Genomic DNA, 16,008 nt, shown 5'->3' with positions numbered 1-16,008 from the left:
CCTCAGATGTCCGGCGCGTTGCCGATCTTCTGCTTAAGCTCCAGCGCCCAGGCGCGGCCTTCGTCGCCGCCCCACAGCAGCCAGGCAATATAACCGGCCGAAGGGTTTTGCTCATTGCCGTAGTTCCTGCCGCGCTTGTCGATCTCGTGGCGGGCGAAATAGCTGACCATGCGGCGGATGGTGGAGGGCGCGAGCTTTTCCCGGTTCTTCAGCTCGGTGGCTCGGGCGACGCCGATCTCGGTGCCGCCACGGCCGAACTCGCCGCGCAGCCTGAGGCCCTTGGCGGCATTGTCGGCCACCACTTGCGGGCAGCGCAGATCGATCTCGCCGTCGTGCATGTTGTTCCCCGGATCACGCTGCCCGAACAGGTATTACGACATCTCACCATGCGCAATAAATGTCGGGACCGATCGCTGCCAAACGTCCTTGGGTCGCAGAGCAACCGCGCCGGGACGCCGGCGCCGCGACTTGAAGGAGCCGATCATGATCACCTTTCCCAATGAATCCGCCAAATACCGCACCGCGCGCGAAAAATTGCTGAAGAAGGAAATCGAGCTGCGCCGCGCCATGGAAGAGGTCGCCGAGGCCCGGCGCGCGTTGCCGCCGGGCGGGCTGATCCGCCAGGACTATGAATTCGACGCACTGGATGCCCAGGGCAAGTCCGCGAAGACAAGACTGTCGGAGCTGTTCGCGCCCGGCAAGGACAGCTTGATCCTCTACAACATGATGTTCCCGCGCCACCCGCAGGAGAAGCGCGATGTGGCGACCAGCGGCGGCACGGCGAAGCTCGCCCGGCAGGACCAGCCATGCCCCTCCTGCACGGCGCTGCTCGACCAGTTCGACGGCGCGGTCGGGCATCTCCAGGCCGCCGGCTTCAATTTCGCCGTGGTGGGCAAGACCGCGCTCGAAAACCTGGTCACGCTCGGCCGCGATAGGGGCTGGCGCAACATGCGGTTGGTCTCGTCGGCTTCCAACAGCTTCAAGCGCGACTACAATGCGGAGGCGGCCGACGGCTCACAGATCCCGCTGCTGTCGGTGTTTCACCGCGACCCCGACGGCATACGCCATTTCTGGAGTTCGGAACTGGATTTCGCGCCGACGGAGCCGGGCCAGGATCCGCGCAGCCTCGGCACCTGCGAAACGCTGTGGAACCTGATGGATTTCACGCCGGAAGGCCGCCCGAACTGGAACGAGCAGCTGCAATATGGCGAGGCGTGTTGCCACTGAAAGGCAGCTCTGGCCAGCCGCCGCGTTTCAGTTTTCGGAACATGAGTCCCATGGGCTGGCTCGAACGAGGGCATCGACGAGCGTTCGAGTCAGGCACGGAAACGGTGGGGCGATCGAGGCGATATGCGCAGGCTTCTTCCTCAAGAGCTGCAACCGGAGTGCCCAAGCGACGTTGGATTGTCCGAGGGACAATTCCAACCGGAGACATGCCATGAAGACGCTTACCATTCTGACCGCAGCAGCATTGCTTGCCGGCGCGCCGGCCTTTGCCCAGTCGAACACGACCGCCACGACCACGCCGCTCGCTACGACGACGAAGGTCGACACTTCGACCTTCATCAAGACGGTGCCGAGCGCCAATGAGTTCGAGATCGAGTCCAGCAAGCTCGCCGAGCAGAAGGCGACCGACGCCGACGTCAAGGCGTTCGCCAAACAGATGATCGCCGATCACACCAAGGCCGGCGAGGAATTCAAGGCGGCGCTTGCCCAGGGCCAGACAACCTCGGCCACCGCGCCGTCCGGTCCGGCCCTGCAGCCCAAGGAGCAGAAGATGCTCGATGAATTAAAGGGCGCCAGCGGCGATCAGTTCCAGGCCAAATACATCGAGATGCAGACCAACGCGCACAAGGAAGCCGTCGCGCTGTTCAGCGGCTATGCGCAATCCGGCGACGACCCGGCGATGAAGGAATTCGCCAAGAAAACCCTGCCGACGCTGCAGATGCACGAAAAACATGTGAAGGAACTGGCCGCCGCGCATCAGGGGTGAGGGCGGTTCAAGGCCGACGCTCTATGGCGCCCCCCTCTGTCTGGGGGCGCCGTAGAGCGCTACGGTGGCAAACCAAGCACAATAATGAGCGGCGCTCAGGTCGACCTGATCTGCTCCACCGCGGTCACCAGCAGCTCTTCCATGGCGGTGCGTATCTGGGCATCCGACTGGGCGATGCCCGCCGCGTCGAAATCGGCGCGTACCTTGCGGAAGACATCGTTGTCGCCTGCCTCTTCGAAATCCGCGTGCACGACTTCCTTGGCATAGGCGTCGGCATCCGCACCGGATTTGCCGAGCTTTTCGGCGGCCCACAGGCCGAGCAGCTTGTTGCGGCGCGCCATGGCCCTGAACTTCGTATCCTCGTCCATCGCAAACTTCTTTTCGAAGCCTTCCTGACGGTCTCTCATGCTGCTCATGGTTTGCCTCGTTCGATGTGAGTCCGATCTTCAGCCCAAGGGAAAAGCGGGCAGGGAAGGCGAGAGTGGCGTGCATGGATGTCTTTAGCAAGGCCGGATCGTTCACGCCGGCGATTGAGCGGGGTGCTTGGCGGTTCCGGTCATTTGGCCGATGTGATTTGACGTTGCCGCGCCGTGTCCTACTCTCGAATGCTGCTGGACGAACCGAGGAGACGAGTGATGCAGTCGCCTTTCAATGGAATTCGCAGCGTCGCGCTGACGGCGGCCGTGATGCTTGCCGCCGGCACCGCGGCCTATGCGCATCATGGCTGGTCGTGGACGCAGGACGGGTTTTTCGAACTCAGGGGCAAGATCACGGCCATCTATATCGGCAATCCGCACGCCACGCTGGATGTCGACGCCGAGGGCGAGGCCTGGCGGGTGGAGATGGCGCCGCCATCCCGCACGATCGCCGCCGGCTTCACGGAGGAGGTGGCCAAGGTCGGCGACGAGGTGACCGCGATCGGCAACCGTTCGCTCGAGGCGAGCGAAAAGCGCATGAAAGCGGTGCGCGTCATCGTCGGCGGCAAGACGTATGATGTCTATCCCGACCGCGTGCCGCCGGCCTAGATGACGGAGTTTTTCGCCGGCATCGAGCAACTCGCTTTGGCGCGGTGGCTGAAGGCGTCCTTCATCGCCTACCCCATCGTCAATGCGCTCCACATCATGTCGATCGGCGCGCTGTTGACCAGCGTCTTCCTCATGGACCTGAGGATCTGCGGCGCCTTCCGTTCGCTGCCTTACGCCGCGTTCGTCACGCTGCTGCGCCGCACCGCACTGAATGCGTTCGCGGGTGCGCTTGTCACCGGCTCGCTGCTGTTTTCGGTCAAGGCGGGCACCTATGCGGCGATGCCGATCTTCCTCGCCAAGATGGCACTCATCCTTCTCGCCGGCGTCAATTTTTTCACCTTCCTGCGCTTCGCCAGAGGCGGTGACGAGCCGGCCGGCAGCGCCATCCTGGCTGTGCTCTCGATACTGCTGTGGACATCCGTGCTTTTCGCCGGACGGTTCATCGGATTTCTTTAGCGCCGCATCTTCCTTCTCCCCCTGTGGGAGAAGGTGTCGCCGAAGGCGACGGATGAGGGGTGTTCCAGGGAACGCCAACGTCTCACTCCGCTGGACCACCCCTCATCCGTCTCGGCGCTATCGCGCCGATCCACCTTCTCCCACAGGCGGAGAAGGGAAGAACGGCGCTGGCGTTCCGCCCGTGCCGGGATAAGCTCCCTGCAAATGCAGGAGAGGGAGATTTGCGTGAAGAAAGAAATCATCGAAGTGCCTGTCATGTCGGCCAAGGTGCGGGCGCTTGGCCTGCCCTGCTCGACGGCTGTGAAGGCCAACGGCTTCGTCTTCATCTCGGCGACGCCGCCGGTGGACATGGTGACCGGCGAGATGGTGCGCGGCGACATCGAGGTGCAGACCGAGGCATCGCTGAAGGCGCTGAAACATTGCCTGGAAGCGGCCGGCACCTCGCTGGACAATGTGGTGATGGTGCGGATCTACGCCGTCAATTCCGGCTTCTACAACGCCATCAACCGGGTCTATGCGAAGTATTTTACGACGAACCCGCCGGCGCGGAGTTTTGTGCCAGTGGCTTCATGGCCGATGGAGTTTGATATTGAGATTGAGTGTGTGGCTGTGGCGTGAGGGGTGAGAAGCGGTCCGCGTAGCGGACGAAAAGCCAATTGCTTGGCTTTTCGAGCTTCGAACGCCCTGAGCCTGCGAAGGGCCGCAATCTCTAACATAAGTTTTTACTTGTCTTTCAAGTAAACTCGTCCTCAATTCATATTGGGGATAGGGAGGGCGAGTCATTGAACAAATTGCCGAAGAAATTCGTCGAACGTGTAGCGTCGAATCTCAAGAAATATCAACGGATCACGCTGGCTCAGCAGAAATCCGACGTGGCGGAGGCCGACACGGTTACGTTGATCAAGGACATTTTGGCCGAGGTGTTTGGCTACGACAAATATGACGAACTCACATCAGAACATCAGATCAAATCCACATACTGCGATCTTGCTATAAAGATTGGTGGAAAACTGCGGCTGCTCGTCGAAGTGAAATCAGCTGGCAGCGGGCTTGCCGACAATCATCTACGGCAAGTCATCGACTACGGGGCTCATCAAGGCATTCACTGGGTGATCCTGACCAATGCGGTCGAATGGCGGCTGGTCCGTATCTACGTGGCAAATCAGATCAGCCACGAAGAAGTTTGTCGCATTGTCCTTGCCGACATGAATCCCAAGAATGAGGATCATCTGCAGTGCCTCTTCCTGTTTGCTAAGGAAGGGCTGACGACGGATGCAATGGATGCCTTTCATCAGCAGGCCCAGCTGTTTAACAAGTTTACCGTTTCCGCGATCATCCGTTCCGAGGCAGTGATTTCGGTGGTGCGCAGGGAAATCCGTAAGCTCTTTCCAGACATCAAGGTCGGCAACGAGAACCTATCGCTGCTCATCGAAAATGAGGTGATCAAGCGTGACACGGTTGAAGGCGACAAGGCGAAAGAAGCTGTGGCCAGGATGCGTAAAGCATTAAACAAGCTGGAGAGAGCGAAGAACAAAGTTGCGAAAGCAGTTGTTGTCGATGTCTCGAACTGACTGCCGGTTTTCTGTTTACAATTAAAACAGAAATCGTGGTGTCCAGGCTTAAGCGATGCCACAGCACGCAGCCTCGGCGGGACAGCGCCCCCCTCTGGCCTGCCGGCATCTTCTCCCCGTTGAACGGGGAGAAGAGAGCTAATCACCTAAGCAAAATACTCCTGCAGCGGCCTCACTTCGAGGCTCCCCGCCTTCAGCGCAGCAATCGCCTCGGCCACAGCCGCTGCACCCGACAGCGTCGTGTAATACGGCACTTTCTGCATCAGCGTCGCGCGGCGCAGCGACTTGGAGTCCGACACCGCTTTCTGGCCATCGGTCGTGTTGAAGACGATCTGCACCTGGCGGTTGCGGATGGCGTCTTCGATGTGGGGGCGGCCTTCCAGCACCTTGTTTATTTTCTCGGCGACGACGCCGTTTTCGGCGAGGAAGCGGGCGGTGCCTGAGGTCGCCAGCACCTTGAAGCCGAGGCCGGCGAGGCGCTTGACCGCCGGCAATATGCCTTTCTTGTCCTCGTCGCGCACCGAGACGAACAGCGTGCCGGAGCGGGGCAGGTCGACGCCGGCGCCGAGCTGGCTCTTGGCGAAGGCGAGCGCGAAGTCGCGGTCGAGGCCCATGACCTCGCCGGTCGAGCGCATTTCCGGACCGAGCAATATGTCGACGCCGGGGAAGCGGGCGAAGGGGAAGACGGCTTCCTTGACCGCGATGTGGCCGGGGTTCCTGGGGTCGGGCATGGCGCCGTAATGGGCGAAGGCGTCTTCCAGTTTCTCGCCGGCCATGATGCGGGCGGCAATTTTCGCAATGGGCCGCCCGATGGTCTTGGCGACGAAGGGCACGGTGCGTGACGCCCGCGGGTTGACCTCCAGCACATAGACCGTGCCGTCCTTGATCGCGTACTGCACGTTCATCAGCCCGCCGACATTGAGCGCACGCGCAAGCGCTGCCGTCTGGCGCTCCAGCTCGTCGACCAGCTCGGAAGGCAGCGAGTGCACCGGCAGCGAGCAGGCGCTGTCGCCCGAATGGATGCCGGCCTCTTCGATGTGTTCCAGAATGCCGGAGACGAAGGTCGACTTGCCGTCGCAGAGGCAGTCGACATCGACCTCGATGGCGCCTGACAGGTAGGTGTCGAACAGCAGCGGGTTCTTGCCCAAGAGCGTGTTGATCTGGCCGGTCTTGTCGTTGGGGTATTTCTGCTTGATGTCTTCCGGCACCAGGCCGGGCACGGTGTCGAGCAGATAGGTCTGCAGCATGCCCTCGTCATGGATGATCTGCATGGCGCGGCCGCCGAGCACATAGGAGGGGCGCACCACCAGCGGGAAGCCGAGCTCGCCGGCGACAAGGCGGGCCTGCTCGACCGAATAGGCGATGCCGTTCTTCGGCTGGCTGAGGCCGAGCTTGTGCAGCAGCTTCTGGAAGCGGTCGCGGTCTTCGGCGAGATCGATCATGTCGGGCGAGGTGCCGAGGATCGGGATGCCGGCCTTCTCCAGCGCATCGGCGAGCTTCAGCGGCGTCTGGCCGCCGAACTGGACGATGACGCCGACCAGTTCGCCCGAGGCCTGCTCGGCGCGCAGGATCTCCAGCACGTCTTCGGCCGTCAGCGGCTCGAAATAGAGCCGGTCTGAGGTGTCGTAGTCGGTCGAGACCGTCTCCGGGTTGCAGTTGATCATGATCGCTTCATAGCCGGCGTCGCGCAGTGCAAAGGCGGCGTGGCAGCAGCAATAGTCGAACTCGATGCCCTGGCCGATGCGGTTCGGACCGCCGCCGAGGATGACGACCTTCTTGCGCGACGAGACCTGTGCCTCGTTGGCCAGCGCGCCGGCAAACGGCACTTCATAGGTCGAGTACATGTAGGCGGTCGGCGAGGCGAACTCGGCCGCACATGTGTCGATGCGCTTATAAACAGGATGAACGTCGAGCTTTTCGCGAGCTTTCTGAATCACTTCGGCGTCGGTCTTCGTCAGCGACGCGAGGCGGGCATCGGAGAAGCCCATGGCCTTCAGCATGCGCAGATTGACGGCATCCTCGGGAATGCCGTGCTCGCGGATGCGGGCTTCCATGGCGACGATGCCGGCGATCTGTTCGAGGAACCACGGGTCGATCTTGCACATGGCGTGCACGTCTTCCAGCGAGGTGCCCATGCGGATCGCCTGCGCCACCATGCGCAGCCGGTCGGGCGTCGGCGTGCCCAGGGCTGCGCGAATGGCGTTGCGGTCGTCGGCATGGTTGGCGGAACCAAGACCGGGGATTTCGATCTCGTCCAAACCAGTGAGGCCGGTTTCAAGTCCACGCAGCGCCTTCTGCAGCGATTCCTGGAAGGTGCGGCCGATGGCCATGACTTCGCCGACCGACTTCATGGCGGTGGTCAGCACCGGCTCGGCGCCGGGGAATTTTTCGAAGGCAAAGCGCGGGATTTTTGTCACCACGTAATCGATGCTCGGTTCGAAGGACGCCGGCGTGGCGCCCCCGGTGATGTCGTTCTCCAGCTCGTCCAGCGTGTAGCCGACGGCGAGTTTTGCCGCGATCTTGGCGATCGGGAAACCGGTCGCCTTGGAGGCCAGAGCGGACGAGCGCGAGACGCGCGGGTTCATCTCGATGACCACCAGGCGGCCATCGGCCGGGTTGACGGCGAACTGCACGTTGGAGCCGCCGGTCTCGACGCCGATCTCGCGCAGCACCGCGATCGAGGCGTTGCGCATCATCTGGTATTCTTTGTCGGTCAGCGTCAGGGCAGGGGCGACGGTGATCGAGTCGCCGGTGTGCACGCCCATCGGGTCGATGTTCTCGATCGAGCAGACGATGATGCAATTGTCCGCTCTGTCGCGAACGACCTCCATCTCGTACTCCTTCCAGCCGAGCACGCTTTCCTCGATCAGCACTTCGGTGGTCGGCGAGGCGTCGAGGCCGGACTGGACGATCTCGTAGAATTCGGCGCGGTTATAGGCGATGCCGCCGCCGGTGCCGCCCATGGTGAAGGACGGGCGGATGATGGCGGGCAGGCCGACATGGTCGAGCGCTTGTGCTGCGATCGCCATGCCATGGCTGATGTAGCGCTGCTTGCGGTCGCCTTCGCCGAGGTTCCAGCGGGTTTCCAGCGCGTCGAGCGCGGCGTCGAGATCGGCAGGCGCCTCGGCCTTGACGGCGGCGCGCTCGGCCTCATGCGTTTTGCGGTCAGTGTTCTTGACGTCGGTGGCGTTGGCCAGCATCGACTTCGGCGTTTCCAGCCCGATCTTCTTCATCGCCTCGCGAAACAGCGCGCGGTCCTCGGCCTTGTCGATGGCCGTGGCGTCGGCGCCGATCATCTCGACATTGTAGCGCTCGAGCACACCCATGCGGCGCAGTGACAGGGCGGTGTTGAGCGCGGTCTGGCCGCCCATGGTCGGCAGCAGCGCGTCGGGCCGCTCCTTGGCGATGATCTTTGCGACCACTTCAGGCGTGATCGGCTCGATATAGGTGGCGTCGGCCAGTTCCGGGTCGGTCATGATGGTGGCCGGGTTGGAATTGACCAGGATGACCCGGAAGCCTTCCTCCTTCAGTGCCTTGCAGGCCTGCGTGCCGGAATAGTCGAACTCGCAGGCCTGGCCGATGACGATGGGGCCGGCCCCGATGATCAGGATCGACTTGATGTCAGTGCGTCTTGGCATGTCAAAGGTCCGTTCGGCGGGCGGCTTGCACAAAAAACCGGGACGGGAAGACCCGGCCGGTTGTGCTCGCGATTCTGGTATCAGGCTAGGAGGGCCTTATAGGGAAGAGTTTTGACTGATGTAACCCCGAAAATGCGAGGTAGGGGAGTAGGGGAGTAGGGTGGGTTCGAAGGCATTCCAAACATACTCCCTTATTCCCCTACTCCCTTACTCCCATAAATTTTAATTCCCCAGCGCCAGCTGATCCGTGATCTCAAACCGCTCGGCGTCGCCGATGCGGATCATGTTGAGGCTGCCCTCGCGGGTGAAGCGGAAATTGCTGGGCGCGTCGGAGCTGGCCGGCCGGCCGCCGCGGAAGGAAATGACGCGCGTGCCGCCATCGGGCCAGGTCACAGTGATGTTCGCCTTGTCGGCGGTGTGCACCACGCTGACCTTGCAGCGCTCCATCGGCTGGCCGACATAGCGGGCGCAGGGAATCTCGGGATCCGGCGAGACGTCAGGCGCCGCCAGCGCCAGTACGTACGCATCCTGCATCGCGGCGCGGCCGATTTCGGCGGCGGATTTTGGCGTGCTTTCGGCTGCCGGACCGGCGCCGCCAAGCCGCGCTGTCAGGTCGGGCGGCGGGACTGGCGCGCTGTTGGCCGAGCCGGTGGCCTGGGATTGATCCGGCGCCGAGGCCTGCCCGGTCTCATTGGCGCTGCCGGTGGAGGCAACCACCGGCGCATCGGCCGGTCTTGTCTCACCTTCGACATAGGGGGCCGGATTGAGGGGGATGAGATAGCGCGCCGGCGCCCAGCCGCTCAGCTTCTCCTTGCCTGTGCTCTCGATCTTGCACCATTTGTAGCCGTTGATATCGTTGCAGCCGAGATTGGTGACCATGTCGCCGCTGCTCAGCCGCGCCTCGACCGTGGCGACCGGCGATGCGGTGGTGCGGACCTTGAGAAGGTCGTCCGGCGCCAGGCCGGTGACGACGGAGATGACGAGCTCCGGCGCCTCTTGGGCCATCTCTTCAGCCATAGCGGGGGCAATCACCGGCCACGCCGTCATCAACAGCGGAGCCGCAATCAGCGCATGGAGGGTTGTTCGGAGCGTAACTGTGCGCCTCATCGTTTGGCCGTGCGCTGATACCGTGCCGCGGCGGATCGAGCCCGCCGCAAGCCCGGCCGGTTTTATAAGGGACGACGCGGCGCCATGTAAGCCCGAAAATTCGGCTCGCCGTTTCGCCAGCCTCAACCCGGACCGCCGGGCCGTGAGGCAGCTCAGCTGGACGGGCGTGAACGCGCAAGAGCGTTCAGCCGGGCATGAACGCCAGAGCGTTCAGCCGGGCAGGGGCATGAACCCGGTTCTGAGCGCGTGAGCCCATTCCGGCCGGCCCGCCTGTTCGGCCTGTCTGGCGGCCGCCTCCATGGTCGTAGTCGACGGCGATGGCCTCGAAGCGGTCGGGCTGGCCGTTGCTGCCCAAGGTGACGATGCCGTAGCGCGCATACGGCGAGCCCTGCTCGGAGACATGCGCCGGCGGTGTGGAATCGTCATAGGCAGGGCAGCCGATGCTGCCCGGATTGAAGATGACGGGACCATCGGGGACGCGGATCAGTTCCGCGCGGTGGCTGTGGCCGCACAGCGCGATGCGGCAAGCCGGGTCGAGCGTCTTCAGCCGCCGCCGGATCGCCGCCAACGGCGCACGCACCAGCTGGCCATTGACGATGGTATCGGCGAGATATTTCTCGTCATGGTCGGGACGGGCGTGGAAAGCGATGATTCCGGGTGCGATCTCCAGCGTCAGCGGCTGGGCGAAAAGCATCTGGCGCTGCGTCTCGGTCAGCCGCGCCTGCGCATAGACGTCGGAGGGCCACATGGTGTCATCAGCGGGGTCGGCGGCGACACGGCGGTCGTGGTTGCCGCGCACCGTCGGCAGGTTCAGCGCCTCCAACCGCGCAAATGTCTCGCGCGGCCAGAGCGGGCCGGAAACGCTGTCACCGAGATTGACGGTCAGGTCGGCGCCGCCGCGCCGGCGAAGGTCATCAAGCACGGCGTCGAGCGCCAGCACATTGCCGTGGATATCGGCGAATACGGCGATGCGCATTTCGGGAAGCTCCTGTGTGACGCCGCTTTTCCTTTTGCCCACGTCCGTGGGGCGAGGAACCCAAGTTCTGCAAGGTCAGGCGTGCACTTCGATGTCGTGGCCGCCAACCGCCGGCAGTGCCGGATCGTCGCCGGCGGCGGCGATGACGCTGTCGAGCAGGCCGGGGAAGCGGGCGTCGAGATCGGCACGGCGCAGTGTGATCATGCGGTTGGTGCCGACCACTTCGGCGCGGGTGACGCCGGCCTCGCGCAATTTGGCCAGGTGGTAGCTCAGATTGGTCTTCGAGCCGAAATCGAGGAACTGGCTGCAGTTCAGCGGCACGCCCTGCTTGCTGGCGAGATAGCTCACGATGGCGAGCCGGGTCGGATCGCCGAGCACGCCAAGCACGATCGGCAGGCTGATCTGGTCCGTATTGGGGTGTGGCAAGGTCATGGCTCGAAACTAAGCACAGTCGGGTCCGATTTCAACGCATCCATCATTGTTGGCCCGCACGCGACCTTTCTCCGTCTGGCGCCGATGCTCCCGACCTGTGCTGACACAGGGCTGTCAGGAAGGTTCAGCTATTTTTCCCTGGCTTCATTGACATGATGCCCTATTGTGTCCAATTGTTCAATAACTTTTGAACTAAGGACATCCCGCCATGGACAAGCGCCTTTTCTGGCTCGCGCTCGGATCGTTCACGATCTCGACCGAAGGCTTCGTCATCTCCAGCCTTCTGCCCGACATCGCGGCGGATGCCGGTATCTCCATTCCGCTGGCCGGCACGCTGATCACCGCCTTCGCGCTCGCCTATGCGATCGGCACGCCGATCCTGGCGACGCTGACAGGCGAGTGGGACCGGCGCCGCGTCATCCTGTGGACGCTGGTGTTCTTTGTGCTCGGCAACGTCGCCGCTGCCTTGAGTTCCTCCTTCGAACTGCTGCTGATCGCGCGCATCGTCATGGCGCTGTCGTCGGGCCTGTTCGCCGCAACCGCGCAAGGCACCGCGGTGGCGCTGGTCGATGATCATCACCGGGCGCGTGCCATCGCCGTCGTCGTCGGCGGCACCACGGTGGCCGTTGCCCTGGGGGCGCCACTGGGCGCGCTCGTTGCCACAGTTGCCGGCTGGCGCGGCACCTTCTTTGCCATCGCCGGCCTTGGCGCGCTTGCCGGCGCGATCCTGTGGTACCGGCTGCCGCGGGGCATCGTTGGCACCAGGCTGCCCTTGAAGCGCAGGCTGGCGGCAGCGCTGCGTCCCGGCGTGATGCCGATCCTGTTGACGACAGTGCTGGCGCTGATCGGCGCCTTCACCGTCTTTGCCTATGTCGCGCCGCTTGCCATCGAGGGCGGCGGTCTCAGCCAGATCGCGCTGCCCGGCATGCTGCTCGCCTTCGGCGTCGGCGCCGTCATCGGCAACATTGGCGGCGGCCAGGCTGCCGACCGGTTCGGCGCGACCCGCACCGTCGGCTGGTCGTTGGCGCTGAGTGCCGGCATGCTGGTCCTGCTGTCGGTCATCCCGACCTTTCTGCCGCCGCATATTGCCGGACCGGCGCTGATGGCGATGATGGTGCCGTGGGGCATCGTCGGCTGGGCCTTCCCGCCGGCGCAGGCCAGCCGCATCATCAAGCTGGCGCCCGACGCCGCCCCGATCGTGCTGTCGCTCAACGCCTCGGCGCTCTATCTCGGCGTCGCACTCGGCGCGGTGGTCGGCGGTGCCGTGCTGCGCTACGGCGCGCCGGCCGATCTCGGCTTGGTCGCCGCGATCTTCCCGATCATCGGGCTTGGCATCGTGGTGGCCGGCCGCCGGGCGGCTCGGCCTGTAGAGATGCCTGCCGAGTAATCTCTTTGAAAGCCGTCGGCCGGCTCAGCTGGCCGGCGGCAGATCGAAATCGAGCGCGGCGATGTCATCCAGCGCCGCGCGCAGCTTTTCAGCCTTGTCCCTGCCGACGACATCCTCGAAATGTTGCTGGGCGATCTGCCACAGTTTCATCGCCGCCTCTAGCTTGGCCAACCCTTGGGGCGTCAGCCGCACACGCTTGACGCGGCGGTCCTCCGGATCGGCGAAGGTCTCGACATAGCCGTCGCGGATCAGTGGCTTCAGCGTATGGCCGAGCGCCGACAGGTCCATGATCAGCGACGTGGCGATGGCCCCCATCGCCGGCTCGTCGCCGATATGGATCTGGTAGAGCAGGCCCTGCTGCGTCGCCTTGAGGCCTGATGGCTCCACCACATCATCATAAAACTTGCCGAGCTTGCGCGTCGCGCGGCGCAGCGCGGCGTTGTTGCAGAGCGTGAGGCCGGGCAAGCTGTCCTTTGACATGATGGTCCTTGGCGCCGGCGAATGAGGCCCGGCTGCACCCCTCAAATAATCCCCGTCCGTATCATTGACAAGATAGTGGCATATGCCTACTTCCCAATTAGTGGTATATGCCACTAAATCAATCACGCGGCTTTCGGTAGCGCGGCAGATGCCACGGCGCCGGGTCAGTCGAAACGAACCAGATCAGTCGAAGAAGGAACAGGACAATGAGTGGACAGGGCAACAAGGGCACGGCGGTCGTCACCGGTGCTTCGTCGGGCATCGGCGCGGTCTATGCCGACCGGCTGGCGGGGCAGGGCTACGATCTGGTGCTGGTGGCGCGGCGCGCCGACCGGCTGGAGGAACTGGCCGGGCAGCTGCGCCAGACCTATGGCCGCAAGGTCAGCGTGATCAGCGCCGACCTTTCCAACGACGGCGACGTCCGCCGCGTCGAACAGGCGATCGCCAGCGACGACAGCGTGACGCTGCTGGTCAACAATGCCGGCCTTGGCGGCCAGTCCGTGGTGGCAATCGCCGATGCGGACGCTGCCGAACGCATGATCAAGGTCAATGTCATCGCCCTGACGCGGCTGACCCGTGCCGTGCTGCCGGGGTTTTTGGCGCGCAACAGAGGTGCGGTCGTCAACATCGCCTCCGTGCTCGCCTATGAGACCTCGTTCGGCGGCATCTACAGCGGCACCAAGGCCTATGTCGTCAACTTCACCGAGGCTCTGCACCGCGAGGTGGAGGGTACGGAGGTGAAGGTGCAGGTGGTGCTGCCGGGCGCGACACGGACGGATTTCTGGGAGCTTGCCGGCAGCGATATCGACCAGCTTCCGAAGGAAATCATCATGAGCGCCGACGATATGGTGGATGCGGCCCTTGTCGGCCTTGCCAGGGGTGAAGCCGTCACCGTGCCGGCGCTCGCCGAGCCGGCCAAACTGGACATTTTCCTCGGTGCCCGGCAGGCCTTCTACGGCAGCCTGCACGCCGACAAGCCGGCGGCCCGCTACGCGGCTTGAGGTTGAGCGCAGAGGCTGGTTTGCTTCGCAAACCAGTACCCCCACCCCGCTGCTGCGCCGCGCCCCACCCCACAAGGGGGAGGGTTAGGGGCGCGCCAACCCCCTTTTGAGGCTTGCAAAAGGCACGCTCCCCACCTCCCCCTTGTGGGGAGGTCGGACCGAAGGTCCGGGTGGGGGTCTGCGCTGACCTTGCAGGACTTGGCTCCTTCTTCGCAATTCCATGGCCGTCTAAGCCGTCCGCCACATCGGAATGATCGAGGCGGCCAGCACCAGTGCCAGCACGATGTTGAGCGCGCGCCATTGCCATTCGGTCTTGAGCAGCCGCGCCAGCACCATTCCGGCCACGCACCACAGTGAAAGCGAGGCGGCGGCCGCGAGGCCGAAGGTGGCGCCGAGCAGCAGCGCGAGCTGCACCGGTCCGCTGGCCAATGCCGCGAACGAGGCCGCGGCACCTAGACCCATCGCCCAGCCTTTCGGGTTCATCCATTGAATGCCGGCGCCGCCGAGAAAGCTGTTCGGCCTGGCCATGCTCACATCCATATTGGGCGGTCCGCTGCGGCCGATCTTGATCGCCAGCCAGACGAGATAGAGCGAGCCGACGACCTTCATGGCCAGTTGCAGCGAAGGCACGGCAAGCAGCAGACCGGCAAGCCCGGCGGCAGCGGCACCCGTGACGGTGGCGAGGCCGGCGGCGCTGCCGACCAGCAGGGGCACGGAACGGCGAAAGCCGAACTGCGCGCCGGACGCCGTAGACAGGGTCGTGGCGATGCCGGGCGTGGTGGTGGCGACGATGGCAAAAAGGATGAGCGGGAGAATGGGCTCGAGCATGCGGCGTCCTCTGTCAGAGGGCTGCGATCGTAGCTGCGTGCGAACTTCAGTAAATGCAATGTTTGCCATGGTCAGCATTAGGATAGATAATGCCACCCATGATCCGAAATCTCGACATGGCGCTGATCCGCACCTTCATCACCGTCGCCGACAAGGCCAGCATGACGGCGGCGGCCAATGCGCTGCACCTGACGCAAGGTGCTGTCAGCCAGCAGGTCAAGCGGCTGGAGGAGGCGCTCGGCTCCAGCCTGTTTACGCGCGACCGGCGCGGCTTGCGGCTGACGCGCACCGGTGAACAGCTGTTCGGCAGGGGCAAGCGGTTGCTGGCCTTGAATGACGAGATCTGGGCCGAGATGGCTGGGACATCGGTGGCCGGCCAGGTGCGGCTGGGCGTGCCCTACGACCTTGTCGGCACCTTGCTGGCGCCGGTGCTGAAGACCTATGCCGAGACCTATCCGCAGATCGAGATATCGCTGGTCTGCGCCTCGTCGCCGGAGCTGACGGCTGCCCTTGCGGCCGGGACCATCGACCTTGCGGTGATCGAGGAACGCGTCGGCCCGTCGGCCGGTGAGTGCCTTGCCATCGACCGGCTGGTCTGGGTCGGTGCCAAGGGCGGCATTGCCCGCGCCAAGCGGCCGCTGCCGGTTTCGATCGTCGCCGACACCTGCGCCTTCCGCCCGGCGGTGCTGGCGGCGCTCGGTGAGCACGGGCTGGAGTGGCGCACCGTGTTCGAAAACGGCAACATCGACGCGACGACGGCGACGGTGCGGTCGGACCTCGCCGTCACCGCCTGGCTAGCCTCCACCGTGCCGGCGGATCTCGACATATTTCCAGCGGAGTCCGGCCTGCCGCCGCTGCCGAATTTTGCCATCAATCTGCATCTGCCGAGGCACGGTGTCGGGCCGGCGGCGCAGGAATTCGCGCGGCACATCCGCGATGGCCTGGCGCGGCGGCCGGTGGCGGCTTGAGAGACTTCTCAGAACTTGGGTTCCTCTACCCCGTTCCTCTCCCCCCTCCGGAGGGAGAGGAAAGCACGCCTGTCCGAACCCGATAGATAGGTAACAGAATGGACTGATTAGATGGGTGACAGTTTTCTTGTCCGCCGGGAGGACCG

Annotated in this window: 16 protein-coding genes and 1 pseudogene; 9 read left to right on the top strand and 8 right to left on the bottom strand. The window is 63.9% G+C overall.

The features are described from left to right. Positions 1-2: 2 nt before the first annotated feature. Positions 3-338 (bottom strand): hypothetical protein, encoded by a 336-nt coding sequence (locus tag AC0L24_RS04510; RefSeq protein ID WP_127321345.1) that lies wholly within the window; start codon positions 336-338, stop codon positions 3-5. A gap of 145 nt (positions 339-483) precedes the next feature. On the opposite strand from AC0L24_RS04510, the gene AC0L24_RS04505 reads away from it, so the two are divergent. Together AC0L24_RS04505 and AC0L24_RS04500 are read left to right on the top strand one after the other, a co-directional pair. Continuing rightward, positions 484-1,227: a DUF899 family protein gene (locus tag AC0L24_RS04505; RefSeq protein ID WP_473563484.1), complete on the top strand. Its 744-nt coding sequence runs from the start codon at positions 484-486 to the stop codon at positions 1,225-1,227. A gap of 211 nt (positions 1,228-1,438) precedes the next feature. Next, entirely contained in the window at positions 1,439-1,993 is a 555-nt protein-coding gene (locus tag AC0L24_RS04500) for a DUF4142 domain-containing protein (RefSeq protein ID WP_127321344.1), read from the top strand. Between the two features lie 95 nt (positions 1,994-2,088). Here AC0L24_RS04500 and AC0L24_RS04495 read toward each other — a convergent pair whose 3' ends face one another. Further along, positions 2,089-2,409 carry a DUF1476 domain-containing protein gene (locus tag AC0L24_RS04495; protein ID WP_127270441.1) on the bottom strand — a complete coding sequence of 107 codons (321 nt, stop codon included), beginning with the start codon at positions 2,407-2,409 and terminating at the stop codon, positions 2,089-2,091. Between the two features lie 219 nt (positions 2,410-2,628). Between AC0L24_RS04495 and AC0L24_RS04490 the strand changes: the two genes are divergently transcribed. The 4 genes from AC0L24_RS04490 to AC0L24_RS04475 all read left to right on the top strand — a co-directional run bounded on the left by AC0L24_RS04490 (position 2,629) and on the right by AC0L24_RS04475 (position 5,045). Next, positions 2,629-3,018, top strand: coding sequence for a DUF6152 family protein (locus AC0L24_RS04490; RefSeq protein ID WP_473563483.1), 390 nt, complete (start codon positions 2,629-2,631; stop codon positions 3,016-3,018). Then, a complete protein-coding gene (locus AC0L24_RS04485; protein WP_473563482.1) occupies positions 3,019-3,474 on the top strand; it encodes a DUF6644 family protein in 456 nt (151 codons plus the stop codon). Positions 3,475-3,699: 225 nt separating this feature from the next. Next, positions 3,700-4,092 (top strand): Rid family hydrolase, encoded by a 393-nt coding sequence (locus AC0L24_RS04480; RefSeq protein ID WP_127332325.1) that lies wholly within the window; start codon positions 3,700-3,702, stop codon positions 4,090-4,092. 164 nt (positions 4,093-4,256) lie between these two features. After that, positions 4,257-5,045 carry a type I restriction enzyme HsdR N-terminal domain-containing protein gene (locus AC0L24_RS04475; protein ID WP_256747541.1) on the top strand — a complete coding sequence of 263 codons (789 nt, stop codon included), beginning with the start codon at positions 4,257-4,259 and terminating at the stop codon, positions 5,043-5,045. A 146-nt stretch (positions 5,046-5,191) separates the two neighbouring features. Here AC0L24_RS04475 and carB read toward each other — a convergent pair whose 3' ends face one another. From carB to AC0L24_RS04455, 4 genes and pseudogenes are all read right to left on the bottom strand, one after another. After that, positions 5,192-8,683, bottom strand: a complete 3,492-nt coding sequence (gene carB / locus AC0L24_RS04470; protein WP_473563481.1) for a carbamoyl-phosphate synthase large subunit — start codon at positions 8,681-8,683, stop codon at positions 5,192-5,194. A 222-nt stretch (positions 8,684-8,905) separates the two neighbouring features. Then, on the bottom strand, positions 8,906-9,700 hold the full coding sequence (locus AC0L24_RS04465) for an SH3 domain-containing protein (protein ID WP_473563480.1): 795 nt from the start codon (positions 9,698-9,700) through the stop codon (positions 8,906-8,908). A 300-nt stretch (positions 9,701-10,000) separates the two neighbouring features. Continuing rightward, positions 10,001-10,766: pseudogene (locus AC0L24_RS04460) on the bottom strand (metallophosphoesterase family protein). 75 nt (positions 10,767-10,841) lie between these two features. Then, complete coding sequence (locus AC0L24_RS04455) at positions 10,842-11,198, bottom strand: ArsR/SmtB family transcription factor (protein WP_127809597.1); 357 nt, start codon at positions 11,196-11,198, stop codon at positions 10,842-10,844. A 208-nt stretch (positions 11,199-11,406) separates the two neighbouring features. On the opposite strand from AC0L24_RS04455, the gene AC0L24_RS04450 reads away from it, so the two are divergent. Continuing rightward, entirely contained in the window at positions 11,407-12,585 is a 1,179-nt protein-coding gene (locus AC0L24_RS04450; protein ID WP_127383298.1) for an MFS transporter, read from the top strand. A gap of 24 nt (positions 12,586-12,609) precedes the next feature. Here the strand turns inward: AC0L24_RS04450 and AC0L24_RS04445 are convergent, their stop codons facing one another. After that, on the bottom strand, positions 12,610-13,065 hold the full coding sequence (locus tag AC0L24_RS04445; protein WP_127809598.1) for a MarR family winged helix-turn-helix transcriptional regulator: 456 nt from the start codon (positions 13,063-13,065) through the stop codon (positions 12,610-12,612). 206 nt (positions 13,066-13,271) lie between these two features. On the opposite strand from AC0L24_RS04445, the gene AC0L24_RS04440 reads away from it, so the two are divergent. Beyond that, on the top strand, positions 13,272-14,066 hold the full coding sequence (locus tag AC0L24_RS04440; RefSeq protein WP_127809599.1) for an SDR family NAD(P)-dependent oxidoreductase: 795 nt from the start codon (positions 13,272-13,274) through the stop codon (positions 14,064-14,066). A 228-nt stretch (positions 14,067-14,294) separates the two neighbouring features. Here AC0L24_RS04440 and AC0L24_RS04435 read toward each other — a convergent pair whose 3' ends face one another. Further along, entirely contained in the window at positions 14,295-14,894 is a 600-nt protein-coding gene (locus AC0L24_RS04435) for a LysE family translocator (protein WP_127398105.1), read from the bottom strand. A 98-nt stretch (positions 14,895-14,992) separates the two neighbouring features. Here AC0L24_RS04435 and AC0L24_RS04430 point away from each other — a divergent pair, with 98 nt between their 5' ends. Next, the gene (locus AC0L24_RS04430) at positions 14,993-15,862 is read left to right on the top strand and encodes a LysR substrate-binding domain-containing protein (protein ID WP_127811350.1); all 870 of its coding nucleotides are present in this window, start codon (positions 14,993-14,995) and stop codon (positions 15,860-15,862) included. Positions 15,863-16,008: the final 146 nt, after the last annotated feature.

Source organism: Mesorhizobium sp. WSM4809, from assembly GCF_055811655.1.
This window is presented reverse-complemented; position numbering and strand designations above follow the sequence as displayed.

Coding starts and splice junctions, on each gene's coding strand:
- AC0L24_RS04510 (WP_127321345.1), bottom strand. CDS start 338: ATGCACGACGGCGAGATCGATCTGCGCTGCCCGCAAGTGGTGGCCGAC.
- AC0L24_RS04505 (WP_473563484.1), top strand. CDS start 484: ATGATCACCTTTCCCAATGAATCCGCCAAATACCGCACCGCGCGCGAA.
- AC0L24_RS04500 (WP_127321344.1), top strand. CDS start 1,439: ATGAAGACGCTTACCATTCTGACCGCAGCAGCATTGCTTGCCGGCGCG.
- AC0L24_RS04495 (WP_127270441.1), bottom strand. CDS start 2,409: ATGAGCAGCATGAGAGACCGTCAGGAAGGCTTCGAAAAGAAGTTTGCG.
- AC0L24_RS04490 (WP_473563483.1), top strand. CDS start 2,629: ATGCAGTCGCCTTTCAATGGAATTCGCAGCGTCGCGCTGACGGCGGCC.
- AC0L24_RS04485 (WP_473563482.1), top strand. CDS start 3,019: ATGACGGAGTTTTTCGCCGGCATCGAGCAACTCGCTTTGGCGCGGTGG.
- carB (WP_473563481.1), bottom strand. CDS start 8,683: ATGCCAAGACGCACTGACATCAAGTCGATCCTGATCATCGGGGCCGGC.
- AC0L24_RS04465 (WP_473563480.1), bottom strand. CDS start 9,700: ATGGCTGAAGAGATGGCCCAAGAGGCGCCGGAGCTCGTCATCTCCGTC.
- AC0L24_RS04455 (WP_127809597.1), bottom strand. CDS start 11,198: ATGACCTTGCCACACCCCAATACGGACCAGATCAGCCTGCCGATCGTG.
- AC0L24_RS04450 (WP_127383298.1), top strand. CDS start 11,407: ATGGACAAGCGCCTTTTCTGGCTCGCGCTCGGATCGTTCACGATCTCG.
- AC0L24_RS04445 (WP_127809598.1), bottom strand. CDS start 13,065: ATGTCAAAGGACAGCTTGCCCGGCCTCACGCTCTGCAACAACGCCGCG.
- AC0L24_RS04440 (WP_127809599.1), top strand. CDS start 13,272: ATGAGTGGACAGGGCAACAAGGGCACGGCGGTCGTCACCGGTGCTTCG.
- AC0L24_RS04435 (WP_127398105.1), bottom strand. CDS start 14,894: ATGCTCGAGCCCATTCTCCCGCTCATCCTTTTTGCCATCGTCGCCACC.
- AC0L24_RS04430 (WP_127811350.1), top strand. CDS start 14,993: ATGATCCGAAATCTCGACATGGCGCTGATCCGCACCTTCATCACCGTC.